The sequence below is a fragment of the Luteibacter sp. 329MFSha genome (genome assembly GCF_900111665.1).
In the GTDB taxonomy this organism is placed as follows: Bacteria; Pseudomonadota; Gammaproteobacteria; order Xanthomonadales; family Rhodanobacteraceae; genus Luteibacter.
Genome location: NZ_FOJE01000001.1, coordinates 1813171 through 1832944 on the forward strand (window position 1 = coordinate 1813171; position 19774 = coordinate 1832944).

The 19774-nt window shown below is 68.4% G+C and carries 18 protein-coding genes and 2 tRNA genes; 4 read left to right on the forward strand and 16 right to left on the reverse strand.

What is annotated here, in order from left to right:
• Positions 1–133: 133 nt before the first annotated feature.
• From hisIE to BMW54_RS08190, 9 genes are read right to left on the reverse strand one after another with little or no spacing between them, the layout of a single operon-like run.
• Entirely contained in the window at positions 134–739 is a 606-nt protein-coding gene (gene hisIE / locus BMW54_RS08150; RefSeq protein WP_090054498.1) for a bifunctional phosphoribosyl-AMP cyclohydrolase/phosphoribosyl-ATP diphosphatase HisIE, read from the reverse strand.
• A complete protein-coding gene (gene hisF / locus BMW54_RS08155) occupies positions 736–1506 on the reverse strand; it encodes an imidazole glycerol phosphate synthase subunit HisF (RefSeq protein WP_090054500.1) in 771 nt (256 codons plus the stop codon). The genes hisIE and hisF overlap by 4 nt, the downstream gene beginning before the upstream one ends.
• On the reverse strand, positions 1500–2252 hold the full coding sequence (locus BMW54_RS08160) for a 1-(5-phosphoribosyl)-5-[(5-phosphoribosylamino)methylideneamino]imidazole-4-carboxamide isomerase (protein ID WP_090054502.1): 753 nt from the start codon (positions 2250–2252) through the stop codon (positions 1500–1502). Before BMW54_RS08160 ends, hisF begins: the two co-directional genes overlap by 7 nt.
• On the reverse strand, positions 2249–2839 hold the full coding sequence (gene hisH / locus BMW54_RS08165) for an imidazole glycerol phosphate synthase subunit HisH (RefSeq protein ID WP_090054504.1): 591 nt from the start codon (positions 2837–2839) through the stop codon (positions 2249–2251). The genes BMW54_RS08160 and hisH overlap by 4 nt, the downstream gene beginning before the upstream one ends.
• Positions 2839–3903 (reverse strand): bifunctional histidinol-phosphatase/imidazoleglycerol-phosphate dehydratase HisB, encoded by a 1065-nt coding sequence (gene hisB / locus BMW54_RS08170; protein WP_090054506.1) that lies wholly within the window; start codon positions 3901–3903, stop codon positions 2839–2841. The genes hisH and hisB overlap by 1 nt, the downstream gene beginning before the upstream one ends.
• A complete protein-coding gene (hisC, locus tag BMW54_RS08175; RefSeq protein ID WP_090054508.1) occupies positions 3900–4964 on the reverse strand; it encodes a histidinol-phosphate transaminase in 1065 nt (354 codons plus the stop codon). Before hisC ends, hisB begins: the two co-directional genes overlap by 4 nt.
• Positions 4961–6268: a histidinol dehydrogenase gene (gene hisD / locus BMW54_RS08180; protein WP_090054510.1), complete on the reverse strand. Its 1308-nt coding sequence runs from the start codon at positions 6266–6268 to the stop codon at positions 4961–4963. Before hisD ends, hisC begins: the two co-directional genes overlap by 4 nt.
• Positions 6265–7158 (reverse strand): ATP phosphoribosyltransferase, encoded by an 894-nt coding sequence (gene hisG / locus BMW54_RS08185; RefSeq protein ID WP_090054511.1) that lies wholly within the window; start codon positions 7156–7158, stop codon positions 6265–6267. The genes hisD and hisG overlap by 4 nt, the downstream gene beginning before the upstream one ends.
• Positions 7155–7475 (reverse strand): YerC/YecD family TrpR-related protein, encoded by a 321-nt coding sequence (locus tag BMW54_RS08190; RefSeq protein WP_090054513.1) that lies wholly within the window; start codon positions 7473–7475, stop codon positions 7155–7157. Before BMW54_RS08190 ends, hisG begins: the two co-directional genes overlap by 4 nt.
• 146 nt (positions 7476–7621) lie before the next feature.
• Here BMW54_RS08190 and BMW54_RS08195 point away from each other — a divergent pair, with 146 nt between their 5' ends.
• Positions 7622–8401, forward strand: a complete 780-nt coding sequence (locus BMW54_RS08195; RefSeq protein ID WP_090054515.1) for a response regulator — start codon at positions 7622–7624, stop codon at positions 8399–8401.
• On the opposite strand, the gene BMW54_RS08200 is transcribed toward BMW54_RS08195, so the two are convergent.
• Together BMW54_RS08200 and hisS are read right to left on the reverse strand one after the other, a co-directional pair.
• The gene (locus tag BMW54_RS08200; RefSeq protein ID WP_090054517.1) at positions 8322–10211 is read right to left on the reverse strand and encodes an HAL/PAL/TAL family ammonia-lyase; all 1890 of its coding nucleotides are present in this window, start codon (positions 10209–10211) and stop codon (positions 8322–8324) included. The two genes, BMW54_RS08195 and BMW54_RS08200, sit on opposite strands and share 80 nt — an antisense overlap.
• A gap of 28 nt (positions 10212–10239) precedes the next feature.
• Complete coding sequence (gene hisS / locus BMW54_RS08205) at positions 10240–11625, reverse strand: histidine--tRNA ligase (protein WP_090054519.1); 1386 nt, start codon at positions 11623–11625, stop codon at positions 10240–10242.
• A gap of 154 nt (positions 11626–11779) precedes the next feature.
• Here hisS and BMW54_RS08210 point away from each other — a divergent pair.
• From BMW54_RS08210 to BMW54_RS08220, 3 genes are all read left to right on the forward strand, one after another.
• Positions 11780–11856 (forward strand) — tRNA-Pro (locus tag BMW54_RS08210).
• Positions 11857–12075: 219 nt separating this feature from the next.
• Entirely contained in the window at positions 12076–12618 is a 543-nt protein-coding gene (locus BMW54_RS08215; protein ID WP_090054522.1) for a DUF922 domain-containing protein, read from the forward strand.
• Between the two features lie 96 nt (positions 12619–12714).
• Positions 12715–14727: a beta-L-arabinofuranosidase domain-containing protein gene (locus BMW54_RS08220; RefSeq protein ID WP_090054523.1), complete on the forward strand. Its 2013-nt coding sequence runs from the start codon at positions 12715–12717 to the stop codon at positions 14725–14727.
• Between the two features lie 55 nt (positions 14728–14782).
• Here the strand turns inward: BMW54_RS08220 and BMW54_RS08225 are convergent.
• The 5 genes from BMW54_RS08225 to recA form a co-directional block, all read right to left on the reverse strand.
• Positions 14783–14875 (reverse strand) — tRNA-Ser (locus BMW54_RS08225).
• Positions 14876–14946: 71 nt separating this feature from the next.
• A complete protein-coding gene (gene csrA / locus BMW54_RS08230) occupies positions 14947–15141 on the reverse strand; it encodes a carbon storage regulator CsrA (RefSeq protein ID WP_090054525.1) in 195 nt (64 codons plus the stop codon).
• 304 nt (positions 15142–15445) lie between these two features.
• Positions 15446–18079 (reverse strand): alanine--tRNA ligase, encoded by a 2634-nt coding sequence (gene alaS / locus BMW54_RS08235; RefSeq protein ID WP_090054526.1) that lies wholly within the window; start codon positions 18077–18079, stop codon positions 15446–15448.
• Between the two features lie 68 nt (positions 18080–18147).
• A complete protein-coding gene (locus tag BMW54_RS08240; protein ID WP_090054527.1) occupies positions 18148–18654 on the reverse strand; it encodes a regulatory protein RecX in 507 nt (168 codons plus the stop codon).
• The gene (gene recA / locus BMW54_RS08245) at positions 18641–19681 is read right to left on the reverse strand and encodes a recombinase RecA (RefSeq protein WP_090054529.1); all 1041 of its coding nucleotides are present in this window, start codon (positions 19679–19681) and stop codon (positions 18641–18643) included. The genes BMW54_RS08240 and recA overlap by 14 nt, the downstream gene beginning before the upstream one ends.
• Between the last annotated feature and the right edge of the window lie 93 nt (positions 19682–19774).

A 19774-nucleotide genomic window follows, 5' to 3' on the forward strand; every position in this document is an offset into this window, starting at 1 on the left:
TCGCCGTGGGCACCGGCGTACGCCGGTGCGACGGGAACCCCCCTCACCGTCTTACGACGCACGCTGGTCACCCCTCATCGTCATACCGGCGTACGCCGGTATCCACGGCCCCGGTTCCCGGGATGGCGACCGTCTACCCCGCGTGCCGCTCCAGCAGCTTCGCCGCCACCGCGTCGAACCCGATGCCGCGCGCGCGCAGCACCACCATGAGATGGAACACCAGATCGGCGGCCTCGCCGATCAGCGCGTCGTCGTCTTCCGCGACGGCGGCCAGCGCGGTCTCGACGCCCTCCTCGCCCACCTTCTGCGCGATGCGGCGAATGCCGCCCTCGAACAGCCTCGTCGTGTAGCTTCCAGCGGGCCGCTCCGCGTACCGCGATGCGACCAGCGCGTCGAGTTCGGCGAGGAAGCCCAGCGGCGGCGACACGTCGTCGCCGAAGCAGCTCGACGTACCGGTGTGGCAGGTCGGTCCCGCCGGCAGGGCGCGCACCAGGATCGTATCGGCGTCGCAATCCAGGCGCAGGTCCACGAGCGCGAGCGTGTCGCCCGACGTCTCGCCCTTCGTCCACAGCCGCTGCTTGCTGCGGCTGAAGAACGTCACCAGGCCCAGTTCGCGCGTCGCAGCCAGGGCCGCCGCGTCCATGTACCCGAGCATCAGCACCTCGCCCGTGCGCGCATGCTGCACGATGGCGGGAAGCAGCCCGCCGCCCTTGGCGAAATCCGGATCCCGCATGCTCATGACCTCACCTCGATACCTTGCGCGCGCAGCTCGCGCTTCAGCGCGGGAATGGCGATGTCTCCGCCGTGGAACACGCTGGCGGCCAGCGCCGCGTCCACGTCGGCCTCGATGAATACGTCCACGAAATGCGCCGGCGTGCCGGCGCCGCCCGACGCGACCAGTGGCACGGAACAGACAGCGCGCGCGGCCTTCAGTTGTTCGATGTCGTAACCGCGGCGCACCCCGTCGGTACCCATGCAATTGAGCACGATCTCGCCGGCGCCCAGGCCTTGCACCTCCTCGATCCAGTCGAGGGTGCGCTTGCGCAGCGCGCGCGTTCGCGACGGATCGCCCGTGTACTGGCGCACGCGCCACTCGCCGTCGTCGTCGCGGAGACTGTCGACGCCGACCACGACGCATTGCACGCCGAACGCGTCGGCGATCTCGCGCACGAGTTCGGGCCGCTCGAGCGCGGGCGAGTTGATCGAGATCTTGTCCGCGCCCGCGTGCAGCACCTCGCGCGCATCGTCCACGCTGCGGATGCCGCCCGCCACGCAGAACGGAATGTCGATCTCGCGCGCCACGCGCTCGACCCAGTCGCGGTCCACGCGGCGACCTTCGGGGCTCGCGGTGATGTCGTAGAACACCAGCTCGTCGGCGCCCTCGTCGCGGTAGCGCAGCGCCAGCTCGACGATCTCGCCGACGACGACGTGGTCGCGGAACCGCACGCCCTTGACCACCTGCCCGTCGCGGACATCGAGACAGGGAACGATGCGCCGGCTCAGCATGTCGCATCCGCCTTCGCCGCGACGGCGAACGCATCGCGCAGACCGAACGCGCCTTCCAGCAACGCGCGGCCGAGGATGATCCCGGCGACGCCCTGCAACGCGAGGCCTTCCACATCGCCGAGCGAGCTCACGCCACCGGACGCCTGCACGCGAAGCGTCGGCGCCAGGGCCGCGACGTGCCGGTAGAGCGCCGTGTTCGGCCCGGTCATGGTGCCGTCCCGATCGATGTCGGTGCACAGCAGGTGGCGCGCACCGGCCGCCTCGTACCACGGCAGCAGTTCGTCGAGCGTGCGCGCCTCGTCGGCCGTCCAGCCCGCGCTGGGCAACTTCCACAGGCCGTCGCGGAAGCGGGTGTCCAGTGCCAGCACGATGCGCTCCGCGCCGTAACGCGCGATCCACGTGGCGACGGTTTCCGGATCGCGCGAGGCGAGGCTGCCGACGACCACCCGCTCGACACCGGCTTCGAACAGCCGGCGCACGCCGTCCTCGTCGCGGATGCCGCCACCGGCCTGCACCCGCAAGCGTCCGGCGGAGGCGATACCGGCGATGACCGCGAGATTCTCGAAGCGGCCGGAGCGCGCACCATCGAGGTCGACGACGTGCAGCCACGAGGCGCCTTCGTCGGCGTAGCGCGCGGCCAGGGCCTCGGGCTCGAAGGCGAACGTGGTCTGCTGGGCGTAGTCGCCCTTGAACAGGCGCACCACCTGGCCCTCGCGGAGGTCGATGGCGGGAATGGGTAACGTCATAGCGAAAGGAAGTTCCGTAGGAGCTGCGCACCGAGGGACGCGGAGCGCTCGGGATGGAATTGCATGCCCATGAAATTGCGGTGGGCGACGATCGCGGCGAACGGTATGCCGTGCTCGCTCTCGGCCAGGGCCCAGTCGCCGGTGGGAACCGCGTAGCTGTGCACGAAATACGCGCTGTCGCCATCGCGCACGCCGTCGACGAGCGGATGCGTCGACGTGACGCGCAAACCGTTCCAGCCCATGTGCGGCACGCGCAGTCCCGGCGCCTCGGCGAACCGGCGCACCGGCGCGGGAATGACGCCGAGGCATTCGGTGTCGGCCTCCTCCGAGCGCTCGCACAGCAACTGCATGCCGAGGCAGACACCGAGCACCGGCTGCGTCAGTCCGCGCATGACGTCAACGAGCCCCGCTTCGCGCAGGCGCCGCATGCCGGGGCCCGCGGCACCCACACCGGGCAGGATCACGTGGCTGGCGGCCCGGATCGCATCGGCGTCCGCCGTGAGTTCGGCGTCCGTGCCCAGGCGCTGCAGCGCGTAGCGCACCGAGCCGATGTTCGTGCCGCCGGCATCGACGAGGACGACGGCCATCAGAGCGTCCCCTTCGTGCTCGGCAGCTCTTCGCCCTCGCGGCGGATGGCCTGCCGCAGCGTGCGCGCGACGGCCTTGAAGCAGCCCTCGACCATGTGGTGCGCGTTCTCGCCGTGCACGGTCAGGTGCAGGTTCGCGCCGAGCGTCTCGCACAGCGAGCGGAAGAAATGCGGCACGAGTTCGGTGGGGATGTCGCCGACGCGCTCTCGCGGAAAGCTGCCGTCGAACACGAAGTACGGCCGCCCGGAAAGATCGAGCTCCGCGCGCGCCGCGCTCTCGTCCATCGGCAGCGCGAACCCGTAGCGGCCGATGCCGCGCTTGTCGCCGAGCGCCTCGCGCAGCGCCTGCCCGAGCGCCAGCGCCGAATCCTCGATGGTGTGGTGTTCGTCGACGTGCGTGTCGCCGTCGCAGCGAAGCCGCAGCGCGAAACCACCGTGCTTGCCGATCTGCTCGAGCATGTGATCGAAGAAGCCCAGCCCGGTATGCACGACGGGATCGGCCACCCGGTCGAGGTCGACATCGACCTGGATCGACGTCTCGCGCGTGCGGCGCACCACCTGGGCGGTACGCGGCGCGTCGAGCAGCGCATGCGCCACTTCGCCCCATGTCATGCCTTCGGGGCCAACGCGGAAGCCACGCACGCCCATGTTGGCGGCGAAGGCGAGATCGGTCTCGCGGTCGCCGACCATCGCCGACTGCGCGCGGCTCCAGCCGTCGTCCGCGAGCCAGTGGCGCGCGAGGCCCGTGGCCGGCTTGCGCGTGTCGCGATGTTCGTGCGCGAAACTGCGGTCGATCAGCTGCTCGCGGAACGCGATGCCCTGGGAGGCGAAGATGCGCAGCATGAGCGCATGCGGTCCGTCGAAGGCCTCCTGCGGGAACGACGGCGTGCCGAGGCCATCCTGATTGCTCACCATCACCAGCTCGTAGCCGGCGGCGACGCAGCGCTGGAGGGCGGCGATCACGCCAGGCATCAGGGCCAGCTTGTCGAAGCTGTCGATCTGCTCGTCCGCCGGCTCCTCGATGAGGCAGCCGTCGCGATCGACGAAGAGGATCTTGCGGCTCATGCGCCCGCTCCCGCACGCAGCACCGCGAGCACGCGGTCGTTCTCATTGCCCGTGCCCACGGTGATGCGCAGGGCATCCTCCAGGCCGGGGTATTTCGTCACGTCGCGGACGACGATGCCCGCGGCGATCAGGCGCCGATAGGTTCCCGCCGGATCGTCGAAGCGGACCGCGAGGAAGTTCGCGTGCGAAGGCAGCACGTCGCGAACGCCCGGCAGGCCCGGCAGCGCCGCGAACATCCGCGCACGCTCGCCGAGGATCTCCTGCAGGTGATGGCGCTGCACGCGCCGCCCCTCGTACGACAGCGCGCCCAGCGCGGCATCGACGCAAGGCGACGGCAGCGGGTACGGCGGGATGATCCGGCGCAGCAGTCCGATCACCTCGGGCCGTGCCACCAGCGCGCCGACCCGCGCGCCCGCGAGCGACCAGGCCTTCGACAGCGTGCGCAGCACGGCCACGTTGTCGTGGGCGTCGATCAGCGACGTGGCGCTCGGCGCGCCGCTGAACTCCGCATAGGCCTCGTCGACGACGAGCACGGCACGGCCCGACAGCTCGCGCGCGAGATGCGCGAGCACGTCGTGCCCGATCAGGTTGCCGGTGGGATTGTTCGGCGTGCAGACGAACACGAGCTTCGTCGAGGGCGTGACCGCCGCGAGCAGCGTGTCGGCGCGCAACGCGCCCGAGGGTTCGAGCGGCGATTCGATGACGGCGGCGTTCTGGATGCGCGCGCAGACGGCGTACATGCCGAACGTCGGCGGCGAAATCAGCACCGCGTCCTCGCCCGCGCGACAGAACGCGCGCACGAGCAGGTCGATCGCTTCGTCGCTGCCGCGCGTCACCAGGATGCGGTCGGGGCCGCTGTCGTAGAGTTCGGCGAGGGCGTCGACCAGCGCGCGCGGCTGCGGGTCGGGATAGCGGTTCAGACCGTCACCGCCCGGGATGTTCGGCGGCCGGGACGATTCGTTCGCGTTGAGCAGCACGGTGCCGCCCTGCGCTTCCATGCGTGCGCTGGAGTAAGGCGAGAGCGCCCGAATTTCGGCGCGGGCCAGGTCGAGGACGCTCATGCGGCGGCATCCATCGCGGCGAGGCGCAGGGTCACGGCGCGGCGGTGCGCCTCGAGCTGCTCGGCCTCGGCCAGCGTCGCGGCGCACGGGCCGATCGCGCGCAGGCCGTCGGCGGTGACTTCCTGCACGGTCACCTGCTTCTGGAAGCTCGCCACCGACACGCCGCTGTAGCTGCGCGCATAGCCGTACGTCGGCAGCACGTGGTTGCTGCCGCTGCAGTAGTCGCCTACGGACTCGGGCGTCCACTCGCCGAGGAAGACCGAGCCGGCGGATTCGACGCCGTCGAGCAGCGAGCGCGGGTCCGCCGTCTGCACGATCAGGTGTTCCGGCGCGTAGCGGTTGCTGACGTCCAGCGCTTCGGAGAGATCGCGCACCAGCACCAGCCGGCTTTCGCCCAGCGCGATGGCCGCCACGTCCGCGCGCGGGAGCAGCGCGCACTGGCGATCGACCTCCTCCGCCACGCGATCGAGCAACGCCGCCGACGGGCTGACCAGCAGCACCTGCGAATCGGGGCCGTGCTCGGCCTGCGACAGCAGGTCGGCGGCGATGAACCGCGGGTCCGCGCCATCGTCGGCGATGACGAGCACCTCCGACGGGCCGGCGGGCATGTCGATCGCCGCGCCCGCGGGATCGCCGGCCACCTGCAGCTTGGCTTCCGTCACCCACGCGTTGCCGGGGCCGAATATCTTGTCGCAGCGGGGCACCGACGCGGTGCCATAGGCCATCGCGGCGACGGCCTGCGCTCCGCCGAGCTTGAACACGCGGTGCACACCGACCGCACGCGCCGCGAACAGCACGGCGTCGTCGCAACGACCGTTCGCCTGCACCGGCGTGCACAGCACGACCTCGCGGCAACCGGCGATCGCCGCCGGCACGCCGAGCATGATGGCGGTGGACGGCAGCGGCGCGCCACCAGCGGGCACGTAGAGGCCGACGCGTGCGATCGGTCGCAACACGCGCTCGACCCGCACGCCCGGCGCGGTATCGACCGCCACCGGCCGCGGCGCGGCCGCGCGGTGGAAGGTGTCGATGCGACCGACGGCTTCCAGCACCGCGGCTTTCAGTTCGGCGGACAGGCGCGCTTCCGCGGCGTCGAATTCGTCGTCGGTCACGGCCAGCGCGTCGAGGGTGCTGCCGTCGTAGCGGGCCGTGAGTTCGATGAGCGCGACATCGCCGCGCGCGCGGACGTCGGCGACGATGGCCTCCACGCCCTGGCGGAGTTCGGCGGCGCGGGATTGCGCGGGGCGCGCGAGCGCCGCGTCCCGGCCGCTCTCGTCGAGGGTGTTCCAGTCGATCCGTTTCATGCCAGCATCTTCTCCACCGGCAGCACCAGCATGTCGCGGGCCCCGGCGCGTTTCATGTCCTCGAGCTGTCGCCAGCTCACCGATCCGGCGCAGAGCGCCTGCAGCACGACCTGATCCGGGGCGCCGTCGACAGGCGTGAGCGTCGGCACGGGGCTGCCCGGCAGCAGGCGGGTGATCGCGGCCAGCGCGTCGCGCGGTGCCTGCATGAGGATCAGGCGCGAATCGCGCACCTGGATGACGCCATCGAGACGTCGCAGCAGCAGTTCCGCGATTTCGCCGCGCTCGTCCGTCGGCAGCTCGCGATGACCCGCCAGCACGGCTTCGCTCTCGACCACGACCGCGGCCTCGCGCAGCTGGTTCGCCACCAGCGTCGCGCCGCTCGACACGAGGTCGCAGATGGCGTCGGCGGTGCCGAGGCGCGGCGCGATCTCCACCGAACCGGCGAGCATCACCACCTTCGCGTCCACGCCGTTCGACCGGAGCCATTCGCCGAGCAGGCCGGGATACGAGGTCGCGATGCGCAGGCCTTCCATCTGGGCGGGGCCGTCGTAGGCGTCCTCCTGCGGGACGGCGATCGACAGGCGGCAATGGCCGAAGCCGAGCGAGCGCAGTTCGTCGAGGCCCGCACCCGGCTCCGGATTGGAGAGCTGGAACTCACGCAGCACGTTGCGGCCGACGATGCCGAGGTCGCACACGCCCTCCGCGATCAGCCCGGGAATGTCGTCGTCGCGGACGAGGAGGAGATCGACGGGCTCGCCTTCGCCGAAGCAGAACAGCTTGTCGCGGCTCTGCCGGAACTTCAGGCCGCAGCGCGCCAGCAGCTCCTGCGCCGGCTCGGTCAGGCGTCCCGATTTCTGCATGGCGATGCGCAGGCGGTCGCGGGACTTCATGCGGCACCCCCGAGCAGGTTCCGGCGCGCGGCGGCGGCCATGTAACCGCCGCTGCCCTGGTTGAGGTAACGGGCGACCCGCCCGATCGTGGTGATGCTGACGGCCGTACGCTCGTGGATTTCGCGGTAGGAGCGCCCCTCCAGCAGGTGCGGCACCACGCGCCAGCGGTCGACCATGACCTCGATCTCCGCGGGGGTGCAGAGGTCGTGCAGGAAGGCGCGCATCTCGTCGACGCTCGAGAGCGCGGCCATCGCTTCGCAGAGGCTGGTCTCGGCCGAGTCGGCCGGGGTATCGGGATCGAGCGAACGACGCTTCATAGTGTACTAACGCGTTAATACGATAACGCATCGTAACTCTGCAACGGGGCCGTGGCAACCGCCGACGCGAAATTGCGCTTTTCTTCCATATATTTCGGATTCAGCGATCGCCACCATGGCGGGCATTTCCATGCCATGAGCCCGCCATGTCGAGTTCCGTGATCATTGCCGACGACCACCCCGTCGTCGTCGCAGGGGTCGAGACCATCCTCCGGGCCCACCGCTACGACGTCGTGGCACGCGCCCACGACACGGACACCTTGTTCGAGACCCTCCGCGACAACCCCTGCGACGTCGTCGTCACCGACTACTCGATGCCCGAAGGCTCGCAGCCCGACGGCATGCCGATGATCCGCCGCATCCGCACGGTCCGCCCGGACGCCGGCATCGTCGTGCTCACGATGCTGTCCAATCCGGCCATCCTGCGCAGCCTGCTGGACATGGGCGTCGCCGCGATCTTCGACAAACGCACCAACCTCCGGGACATCCCGGTGGCCGTGCATGCCGCGGAAGTCGGCCGCTCCTATCTCAGCCCCGCGATACGCCGACTCTTTCACGAAGCCGACTGCGCCTCCGGGCACGACGAGCTCGCCACGCGGCTGTCACCGCGCGAGATCGAGGTCCTCCGCGCCTATGCGCAAGGCCATGGGCAGGCCGCCATCGCCGAGATGATGGGCCGCAGCTTCAAGACGATCAGCCGGCAGAAGCGTTCGGCCATGGCGAAGCTGGGTCTGGTCAACGACGCCCAGCTGTATCAGTTCCTCGCCGGGGTGCGCGCGGCATCGCTCGACGACTGGTCGCCGGCGATCGAAGCCGCCGCGAAGCGCATCGTGCCCGGGGGCGGCGTCAGGCGACGAGCCGCCCCGACGCCACCAGCTCGCAAACCACGCGCACGTCGCCGTCCATCGCGCGATCCCGCTGCATGAACGCGACGTGGTCGCGCAGCGTCTTCAGCGCGGCGCGCACGGCCACGCCGCCGTGGAAGTCGTCCGCCGACGCCAGGGCGTCCATCAGCGCCCGCACTTCCGCCTCGAACCGGGCGTAGTGCGGCGAATCCGAGCGAGGCGCACCCGAGATCTTCGATGCCAGGGCCTGCCAGTCGCCGCGATGCGCAAGGGTGCGAGCGGCGTTGAGCATGTCCTGGCGGTATTCCAGCGCCTGGGCGGCGGTGTAGAGCTCCATGGCCAGGACGTGGCCGAGGTCTTCGGTCATCTCCAGCACGTGGCGGGCTTCGTTGGCGCCCATCGACACATGGTCCTCAGCGTTGGCGCTCGTCGGCACGGAATACACCGACGCCGGATGCGCGCGCGTCGCGAGGTCGTTGACCAGCGCCGCGGCGGTGTACTGGACGATCATGAATCCGGAATCCGTGGCGTCCTCGTTGCCGATGAGGAATGCCGGCAGGCCGTCGTTGTTCGCGGGATCGACGAGCTTCGCCGTGCGGCGCTCGGAAATCGAGGCGAGCACCGGAATGGACGCCTTCACGTAGCTCATCGCGAGCGCGAGCGGCATGCCGTGGAAGTGGCCGGCGGAGATGACCTGATCCTCGATGACCTCGGCGTTCTCGGCGTCCGGGAAGACGAGCGGGTTGTCGGTCACGGCGTTGAGTTCGACGTCGAACACGCGGCAGGCCTGCTCCCAGGCGTCGCGCACGGCGCCATGCACCTGCGGGGCGCAGCGCAGGCAGTACGCATCCTGCGGCTGGTGCTTCTTGCCGCCCTTGAAGGGCAGGAAGCGCGAATAGAAGGCTTCCTTGCCGTGACGCTGCGTGGCCGGAACCCAGTCCCAGCCGATGTCGAAGCGATGGGCCTGGTCGGCCGGATCGGCCCAGGAGTCCGACAGCCACGGACGGAACCGCGGCACGAGGTGATACGCGATATCCGCCAGCGTCGAGCCTTCCAGCAGATCGCGGATGTTGCGCGCCGCCGCGACCTGGCCCGGATGCGGGCGCAGCGCGTGGACTTCTTCGGCGTAGGCGCCGGTGCGGCCCGCGAACGCGTCCAGCGTCATCGCGGCGGCGAGGTCCGCCGTGCGGATCAGCATGTCCATGGTGTCGAGCGCGAGCACGCCCGTCGCGAGCATCTGCGTGGTGCCGTTGTTGAGCGCGAGGCCCTCCTTGAACGACAGGCGCACGGGTTCGAGACCGGCGGCGGCCAGCGCCTCCGCGCCCGGCATGCGCCGCCCTTCGTAGAACGCCTCGCCACCGCCGAGCAGCACGATCGCCAGGTGCGACAGCGGCGCGAGATCGCCGCTGGCCCCGACGGAACCCTTCTCCGGAATCACGGGAATGACGTTGCGGTTGAGCAGCTCGGCCAGCGCGCGCAGCGTTTCGACCCGGATGCCGGAATGACCGCGCATGAGGGTGTTCACGCGGATGGCCAGCATCGCGCGCACGACGTCCACGGAGAACGGCTTACCGACGCAGACCGCGTGCGTGATGATGAGGTTGTGCTGCAGTTCTTCCAGCAGCGTGCCCGAGCGCGGCTCGGGGTTGCCGCCGGGCAGTTCGTCGCGCACGCGGTGCGCGCCCAGCAGCTTGTCGGCATTGCTGCCGAACCCCGTCGTGACGCCGTAGATCGGCTCGCCGCCACCCACCTTCTCGGCCAGGAAATCCGCGGCGCGCTTCACCTTCACCAGTTGCGCCTCGTCGAGGCGGATCGTGGCGCCCTGGCGCGCGATGGCGGCGACCTGCGCGCGCGTGAGGCTGCGGCCGTCGAGGAGGATGCTGCTGGTCATGGTTGGCGCCGTGCGAAAAAGTGGAGGATCAACGGCCGATTTCGGCCTGGGCGAGTTCGACGCGGAGTGTCTTGACGAGATCCGCGCGCGGCACCTCGAACTGGTCCTCGCGGCGCAGGTCCTTCACCGTGACGACGCCCTTGGCGATTTCGTCCTCGCCGAGGACGACGACGAAGCGGATGCCGGCCCGATCGGCGTACTTGAACTGCTTGCCGAGCTTGCCGCCCTCGAGCACCACTTCGGTGGCGATGCCCGCGCTGCGGAGCTCCGAAGCCACGGCGAGGTAGACCGGCATCTGCGCCGCGTCCATCTGCGTCACGAGCACGTCGACCGTGCTGCGCGCCGTCGAGACGAGACCGGCGTCGCGCAGCTGCCAGTAGAGGCGCGTGAGGCCGATGGAAATGCCGACGCCCGGCAGGTGCGACTTGGTGTACTGGCCGGCGAGGTTCTCGTAGCGACCGCCGGAACAGATCGAGCCGATGCCCGGGTGGTCGTTGAGCGTGGTCTCGTAGACCGTGCCCGTGTAGTAATCGAGGCCGCGCGCGATCGACAGATTCAGCGCGAAATGCGTCTCCGGCACGCCGAAGTCGCGGATCAGGCCGAGCACTTCCTTCAGTTCCGCCCTGCCCTGTTCGAACGTCTCGGAACCGCTGCCGAGCGCGTCGAGCTTCGCGAACGCGTCGTCGACCGAGGTCGAACGCACCTGCACGAACGCGAGGATCTTCGCGGCGACCTCGGCCGACAGGCCAAACGCGTCGCCGGTGAGCGTCTCGCGCACGTAATCGGCGCCGCGCTTGTCGAGCTTGTCCACCTCGCGCAGCACGAGCATCTGCTGGTCCGGATCGGCGACGCCCAGGTTCTCGAAGTAACCGCGCATCAGCTTGCGGTTGTTGAGCTGGATCGTGAACGCGCCGATGTTCAGTTCCTTGAACACGCTGTAGATCACCGCCGGGATCTCGGCGTCGTAGCGCACCGAGAGGGAATCCTTGCCGATGACGTCGATGTCGCACTGGTAGAACTCGCGGAAGCGGCCGCGCTGGGCACGCTCGCCGCGGTAGACGCGCTGCATCTGGTAGCGACGGAACGGGAAGCTCAGATCGTGCTCGTGCTCGGCGACGTAGCGCGCCAGCGGCACCGTGAGGTCGAAGCGCAACGCCAGCTCCGGCACGCCACCCTTTTCGGCCGCCGCGCCCAGCGCGCCGGTCGACTGGACGAAGTACACCTGGCGCTCGGTCTCCCCGCCCGTCTTGGTCAGCAGCACATCGCTATGCTCGATCACCGGCGTCTCGATCGGCAGGAAGCCGAATCGCTCGTAGTTGCGGCGAATCGTGTCCAGCATGCGCTGGAAGGCGATCTGGTCGAGCGGAAGGAGCTCGAGGACACCGGGCATGGTGCGGGCCGGGGTGAGTGCCATGCAATTCCTCTTCGGACAGGCTGTACGGGCGCCGCCATGCGGCAGCCGCATAGATTAGCAGATGGCCAGGGACGCCCCGGACGCCCGCGTGTAAAAAAGATGCGACGACCTGTTGCCAAGGGACCGGGCCATGGCTAATATACGCGGCTCCCGTCGGGGTGTAGCTCAGCCTGGTAGAGCGCTACGTTCGGGACGTAGAAGTCGCAGGTTCGAATCCTGTCTCCCCGACCAATATTCGAAGTTTAAAGGCCCTGAAAACCGCGTCCGCGCGAGCTTTCAGGGCCTTTTTCTTTGCCGTGCTGTGATCGGCCCCGCTTCGGCCTGGGCCCATCGCGGACACCGCCGGTCGTCCGCGGACGCGACACACGACGCCCGTGGCGCGCCGCGACGCGGTCGCCGTGCTGGCACACGCCTTGCTCGTCCACGGCATCGCCCTCACGGACCGAAGCCATGCTCTTCGCCGTACCGCCCGTCGTCGTTCCGGAACCCGTCGTTCGGGAACACATCGCCTACTACGAGATCACCGGGTCGCGGGAAGAAGACCTCGTGAGGGAGATGAACCGGAAAGGTCCGACGAAGCCGGATGGAAGGTACTGGGCAAGGACGGACGCAGGCGTGTCCTGGAGCTACGACGTCCGCCTGGCAGGCGGCATCTGCGTCCTGGTGAAGCCGGGCGTGCTCGTCACGATCGACATCACCCTTCCCTCGTGGAAACCACCCCTCGGTGTCGACGCGACGATTGTCGCGAAGTGGAACCGCATGCTCGACGCGCTGAAGAAACACGAGAACGAACACGCGCAGTTCAGCCGCGACACCGGCGACGCGCTCACCTCACTGATGCGCGAGCAGGCATCGGACACGACCTGCGCGCGACTCGACGCGACGCTACGGGCGCGCGGACGCGCGATCCTCGACGCGGAGAAAAAACGGAACGCCGAACTCGACGCCCGCACCGCGCACGGCAGCTCGGAAGGCGTCGGTATCGCGTGGTGATCGTTCGCCTTCGTCGCCATGCGCCATGACGCGACACCCCTCTCGCGAAAATGTCATACATTACGATTCCGGTCGACAGCGAGAGGATCTTCCCGAATGCGCGAGTCCCACCTTTCAGGCCGGCGCGGATTTCTCCGCGCATCCGTCATCGGCGCACTGACGCCATGGTTGGCGACAGCGGAAACCGTCGCACCATCGAAACCTCCCGCCGCGGCGACATTCCCGCGGCCACCTCTCGCACCGCAACCATTCCAGCTGCTTTCCGCCGGATCGATTCGGCCGTCCGGATGGCTGCGCCGGCAACTGGACATCCAGGCGGCCGGACTTGGCGGCCGCGTCGATGAGACATGGCCGGACCTTGGCCCTCGCAGTGGCTGGCTTGGTGGCGACGGCGAGGCGTGGGAGCGCGGTCCGTATTTTCTCGACGGCCTGTTGCCGCTCGCCTGGCAGCTCGACTCGCCGACGCTGAAGGCGAAGGCGCAGCGGTTCATCGACTGGACGCTCGAGAACCCCTGGCCGAACGGCATGTTCGGCCCGAAGAGCAACGACGACTGGTGGCCGCGCATGGTCATGCTCAAGGTGCTCGCGCAGTACCAAGAGCTGACCGGCGACGCGCGCGTGGTGCCGTTCATGACGCGCTACTTCCACTACCAGCTGAGCGCCCTGCCCGACCGCCCGTTGCGCGACTGGGGCCGCATGCGCTGGCAGGACGAGGTAGCCGTGATCGTCTGGCTGCACTCGCGCACCCAGGATCCGAAGCTTCTGGAGCTGGCGGCGCTGCTGAAAAGGCAAGGCTACGACTGGCAGGCCATGTTCGCGGACTTCCCCTTCCGCGAGAAGACCGACGCGAGCGTGGTCGAGGCGAAGGGCGGCAAGAACGCTTTCATGGAAGACGACGGGCTTCAGGTGCACGGCGTCAACGTCGCGCAGGCGCTCAAGGCCTCGGCCGTGTGGTCGCTGATATCGCGCAACGCGGACGACCGATCCGCCGTACGCCACCAGCTCGCGCAACTCGACCGGTACCACGGGCTCGCCAACGGCATGTTCTCGGCCGACGAGCATCTCGCCGGGCGCAGCCCGTCGCAGGGTGTGGAACTGTGTGCCGTCGTGGAGGCCATGTATTCGCTCGAAGTCGCGCTCGCGATCACGGGCGACGCCACGCTGGGCGATCGCATCGAGCGCATCGCCTACAACGCGTTGCCGGGCGCGTTCACCGACGACATGTGGGCACACCAGTACGACCAGCAGCCGAACCAAGTGGAGTGCAGCCTGCACAAACGTCCGTGGACGACGAACGGGCCGGAAGCGAACCTGTTCGGCCTCGATCCGCATTTCGGTTGCTGCACGGCGAATTTCCACCAGGGTTGGCCCAAGCTGACAGCGAGCTTATGGATGGCCAGCGCCGACGGCGGCCTCGCGGCGGCGCTGTATGCACCCTGTCGCGTCAGCACCACGGTGCGCGGCGTTCCGGTCGACATCGACGAAGACACCGACTATCCCTTCCGCGACGACATCGCCATGACGCTGCGCCCCGCATCGCCGGTGGCGTTTCCGGTTCGCCTGCGCATACCGGCGTGGTGCCGCTCGCCATCCGTGCGGATCAACGGCGAAGCCGTGAAGACGGCACCGGTCGATGGCTTCGTCACGGTGGACCGCCAGTGGAAAGCGGGCGACACGATCCAGCTATCGCTCCCCGCCGAGGTCGTGGCCGAGACGGGATTCAACGAATCCGTGAGCTTCAGCCGTGGCCCGCTGGTGTTCTCGTTGCCGATCGGCGAAGCATGGGTGAAGTGGCGCAAGCGCGGCCTGACCAACGACTGGCAGGTGTATCCGACGTCGTCGTGGAACTACGGGGTGCTGCCCGGAGCGACGATGGAGCGCCATCCGATCGGCGAACGCCCCTTCGCTGGTGCGACCCCGGCGATGACGCTCAACGTGCGCGGGCGACTCGTGGCGTGGAAGGCGGAAGAAGGCGCAGCCGACCCGGTGCCGGCGAAAGTGATCGCCGAGGGCGACCCCGTCACGACGCTTCGACTCGTGCCATACGCGGGTGCCAAGCTGCGCATCACGTCGTTCCCGGCGCTCAAGGCCGACAGCCCGGCCGGCTGACCGCGCCCGCGCTCCGGACACAAAAAAGCCCTGATAAACAGGGCTTTTTGCAAACTGGCGGAGAGTGAGGGATTCGAACCCTCGATAAGGCTTTTGACCCTATACTCCCTTAGCAGGGGAGCCCCTTCGGCCTCTCGGGCAACTCTCCGGATCGTTCGTCGAGGTAGGCACCTTAACGAGCCAGCAAGGATACTTGGCCTTGCACGGCCCGACAAGTCTTTACTTCTCGTCCCCGGAGTGGCCGGTATCGCCCTCGTTCTTGATGCGCTGGTAGATTTCCTCGCGATGCACAGCGACGTCCTTCGGCGCATTGATGCCGATGCGCACCTGGTTACCCTTGACACCCAGAACGGTAACGGTCACCTCGTCGCCGATCATCAGGGTTTCACCGACCCGGCGGGTCAGAATCAGCATGATTGATACTCCATAAAATCAGGTATTGGCTTCCCCACCAACGACAACCTCACCCCGAGTGCTTGCCGTCAATGGATCGACGTTTCGACCATCGAAGGCCGAACTGCCTTCCCCGGCTCTAGTTGTGTGTGTCGCTGACCAGCTGTCCTGCCATCGCGATCCGATGGATCGATGTCGACGGATGCATTTCGACATTCGGATCATACTAGCCGAGCCAAAGCGGGGGACGCAACGCACATGGCCGCTAATGCGTGCACCGGAGCGCCTTTACGGCAATCCGGCGCACACCCCGGCCATCTGCCGTTCAGCGCAGGCGCGCCTCCACCCAGGCGGGAATGCCCGCGAGGATGCCCGGCAACGCGGGACTGTCGACGCCGCCGCCCTGCGCCATGTCCGGACGACCGCCGCCCTTGCCTTCGATCCGCGAGGCGACCTCGGCCACCAGATCGCCGGCCTTGACCCGTCCCAGTGCCGAGCCGCCGACGCCCGCCACGAGCGACACCCGGCCGTCCAACGCGCCGGCGAGCACGATCGCGCTGTCGCCGAGCTGCTGCTTGAGGACATCCATGCTGTCGCGCAGCGACTTGGCGTCGAGGCCTTCGAGACGCGCGGCGACGACCTTGATGCCGTTCACGTCCACGGCCGACGCCGCGAGGTCCGCCGAGGCCGAGCTGGCGGCCCTGGATTTGTAGGATTCGATCTCGCGTTCGAGTTTCTTCTGCTTGTCGAACAGCTGTCGCAGCTTCTCGACGACATCGTCACCCTGCGCTGCCAGAAGGCCGGAGACTTCGGCGAGGATGCGCTCCTCGTCGGCCACGCGAGCGATCGCGCCGGCGCCGGTGACGGCCTCGATGCGGCGAACGCCCGCGGCCACGCCGGACTCCGACACGATCTTGAACAGGCCGATATCGCCGGTGCGCGACACGTGCGTGCCGCCGCACAGCTCGGTGGAGAACCCACCCATCTTCAGCACGCGCACTTCGGAGCCGTACTTCTCGCCGAACAGCGCGATCGCGCCGAAATCGATCGCCTCGTCGTAGCCCATGTGATGGACTTCGGCGTCGTCGTTATGACGGATCTGATCGTTCACCATGCGCTCGATCTGCGCCAGTTCTTCCGGCGTGAGCGGCTTGAAATGCGAAAAATCGAAGCGCAGGCGCTCCGGCGCCACCAGCGAGCCCTTCTGGGCGACGTGGTCGCCAAGCACCGTGCGCAGGGCGGCGTGCAGCAGGTGGGTCGCGGAGTGGTTCAGGACCGTGGCCTTGCGCTGGGCCGCATCCACCGACGCGGCCACGACGGCGCCGCGCAGGAGCGGCGCGGAGCCCTGCCACGAGCCGAAGTGGGCGAAGAACGCGCCGCCGACCTTCTGCGTGTCCGAGACGGCGAACGCACCGGACGGATTGCTGAGCATGCCGGTATCGCCGACCTGGCCACCGGACTCGGCGTAGAACGGCGTGCGGTCGAGCAGCACGAAGGCGTCCTCGCCCTCGGAAAGGGACTCGACCGCCTTGCCGTCGCGGACGATGGCGACGACCTTCGCGTCGGCGAGATCGAGGTCGTCGTAGCCCGTGAAGATCGTCGGCGCCACGGCGCTGGCGACCTCGGCCGGCAGCTGGGCCTTGGTGCCGAAGTTGCTGGCCGCGCGCGCGCGGGCGCGCTGCTCGCCCATGGCGCGCTCGAAGCCTTCCATGTCGACTCTCATGTCGCGCTCGCGCGCGATGTCGGCGGTGAGGTCGACCGGGAAACCGTAGGTGTCGTACAGGCGGAACGCGTCCGCACCGGGGATGATCTGGCCCGACTTCGCCGCGATGTCGTCGAACAGGCGCATGCCGTGCTCGAGCGTCTCGCCGAAACGGTCTTCCTCGGTCTTCAGCGCCTGCTCCACGAAGGCGCGCTTTGCCGCGATCTCGGGATAGGCCTCGCCCATCTCCTCCACCAGCGGCGCGACCATCTTCCAGAAGAAATCGCCGCGCACGCCCAGCATCCATCCGTGGCGCAGCGCGCGACGGATGATGCGACGGAGCACGTAGCCGCGCCCCTCGTTCGAAGGCAGCACACCGTCGACGATGAGGAACGAGCAGGCGCGGATGTGATCGGCGATGACGCGCAGCGACTTGTTCGAGAGATCGGCCGTGTTCGTCAGCCGGCCCGCTTCACGGATCAGGTGGGCGAACAGGTCGATTTCGTAGTTCGAATGCACGTGCTGCAGCACGGCCGCCAGACGCTCCAGGCCCATGCCGGTGTCGACGCACGGCGCGGGCAGCGGCGTCAGCGTGCCGTCCGGCGCGCGATCGAACTGCATGAAGACGAGGTTCCAGATCTCGATGTAGCGATCGCCATCCTCGTCGGGCGAGCCCGGGGGACCGCCGGCGACATCGGCGCCGTGATCGTAGAAGATCTCCGTGCACGGGCCGCAGGGACCGGTGTCGGCCATCTGCCAGAAGTTGTCGGAGGCGAACGGCGCACCCTTGTTGTCGCCGATGCGCACGATGCGCTCGGCCGGCACGCCGACTTCCTTGTGCCAGATGTCGTAGGCCTCGTCATCGGTGTGATAGACGGTGACCCACAGGCGCTCGGCCGGCAGCTTGTAGACGGCCGTGAGCAGTTCCCAGGCATAGCGGATGGCGTCGCGCTTGAAGTAGTCGCCGAACGACCAGTTACCGAGCATCTCGAAGAACGTGTGATGCCGCGCCGTATAGCCGACGGCGTCGAGGTCGTTGTGCTTGCCGCCGGCACGCAGGCAGCGCTGGACGTCGGCCGCGCGCACGTAACCCGGCTTCTCGCTGCCGAGGAAGACGTTCTTGAAGGGCACCATGCCCGAATTGGTGAACAGCAGCGTGGGGTCGTTCGACGGCACCAGCGATGCCGAAGGCACGATGGTGTGGTCCTTGGAACGGAAGAAGTCGAGGAAGGTCGAACGGATTTCGGCGGTTTTCATGAGCGATCGTGGCTTGGGAGCTGCGAGGTCGCGCAAGACGCTCCGTCCAGAATCAAGGCTCGCTGCCTTCAGTCGTCGTCGGCGTCTTCCGCATCGGCGTGGGTAAGAACACGTACTGTGGCGGCGGCGAAGCCGCGACGCAAGAGGAATTGAGCCCGTCGAGCCCGCTCAGCGGGGTCGGCGGAGGGGCCGCCATACCGTCGGCGCAGCTGATTGGCCGCCAGATCGTGCCAGTCGACGTCGGCCGATTCGATCAGTTCGCGGACCGCGGCGTCACCGATACCCTGGCTGCGCAGCTCCGCGCGAATGCGGGCCGGCCCATAGCCCTGCCCCACCCGGCTGCGGACGAGCGCTTCGGCGAAGCGGCTGTCGTCCTGATAGCCCTGGTCGCCCAGGCGCTCGACGGCGGCCGTCGTTTCTTCACGCGCGAAACCGCCGCGCTCGAGCTTCTGCTTGAGTTCGCGGCGGGAGTGTTCGCGTCGCGCCAGGAGCCCCAGCGCCTTGTCGTAGGCCGTGCGGGTCGGGCGATCGGCCTTGCCGTCGCCCTTCCCCCTGCCCTTATCAGACTTCCTCAAGCTCGTCGGCCTCGGTCGAGGCTTCGGACTTGGTACCCGGCTTCACGAGCAGGCGGGCGCGGAGTTCGGCATCCACCTCGTTGGCGATGGCCGGGTTGTCGCGCAGGAACTGGCGGACGTTTTCCTTGCCCTGGCCAATGCGGTCGCCCTTGTAGCTGTACCAGGCGCCGGACTTGTCGATCAGGTTCTCGCGGACGCCCAGCTCGATGATCTCGCCTTCGCGCGACGTGCCTTCGCCGTAGAGGATCTCGAACTCGGTCTGGCGGAACGGCGGCGCCACCTTGTTCTTCACGACCTTCACGCGGGTCTCGGAGCCGATGACCTCCTCGCCCTTCTTCACCGCGCCGATGCGGCGGATGTCGAGGCGCACCGAGGCGTAGAACTTCAGCGCGTTACCACCCGTGGTGGTTTCCGGGCTGCCGAACATCACGCCGATCTTCATGCGGATCTGGTTGATGAAGATGACCAGGCAGTTGGACTTCTTGATGTTGGCGGTGAGCTTGCGCAGCGCCTGGCTCATCAGGCGGGCGTGCAGACCCACGTGCGAATCGCCCATCTCGCCTTCGATTTCGGCCTTCGGCGTCAGCGCCGCCACCGAGTCGACCACCACCATGTCCACCGCGCCGGAGCGCACCAGCATGTCGGCGATTTCGAGGGCCTGCTCACCGGTATCCGGCTGGCTGACCAGGAGATCGGCCACGTTCACGCCAAGCTTCTCGGCGTAGGTGGGATCCAGCGCGTGCTCGGCGTCGACGAACGCCGCCGTGCCGCCGTTGCGCTGGCACGACGCGATGGCCTGGAGCGTGAGGGTCGTCTTGCCCGAGGATTCGGGGCCGTAGATCTCGACGATGCGGCCACGCGGCAGCCCGCCGATGCCCAGGGCGATGTCGAGGCCGAGCGAACCGGTCGACACGGTGTCGATCTGGTCGTCGACCCGGTCGCCAAGACGCATGACGGCACCCTTGCCGAACTGCTTTTCGATCTGGCCGAGGGCACTCGCCAGCGCCTTGCGCTTATTGTCGTCCATCGTGGTTTCCGATCTCGTGTGTAGGTAGGTATCTTGCCGCAGCGTGATCTCAGGGACTGCGATCCGCGACCGGCAAGTTTGCCACAGGCGGCC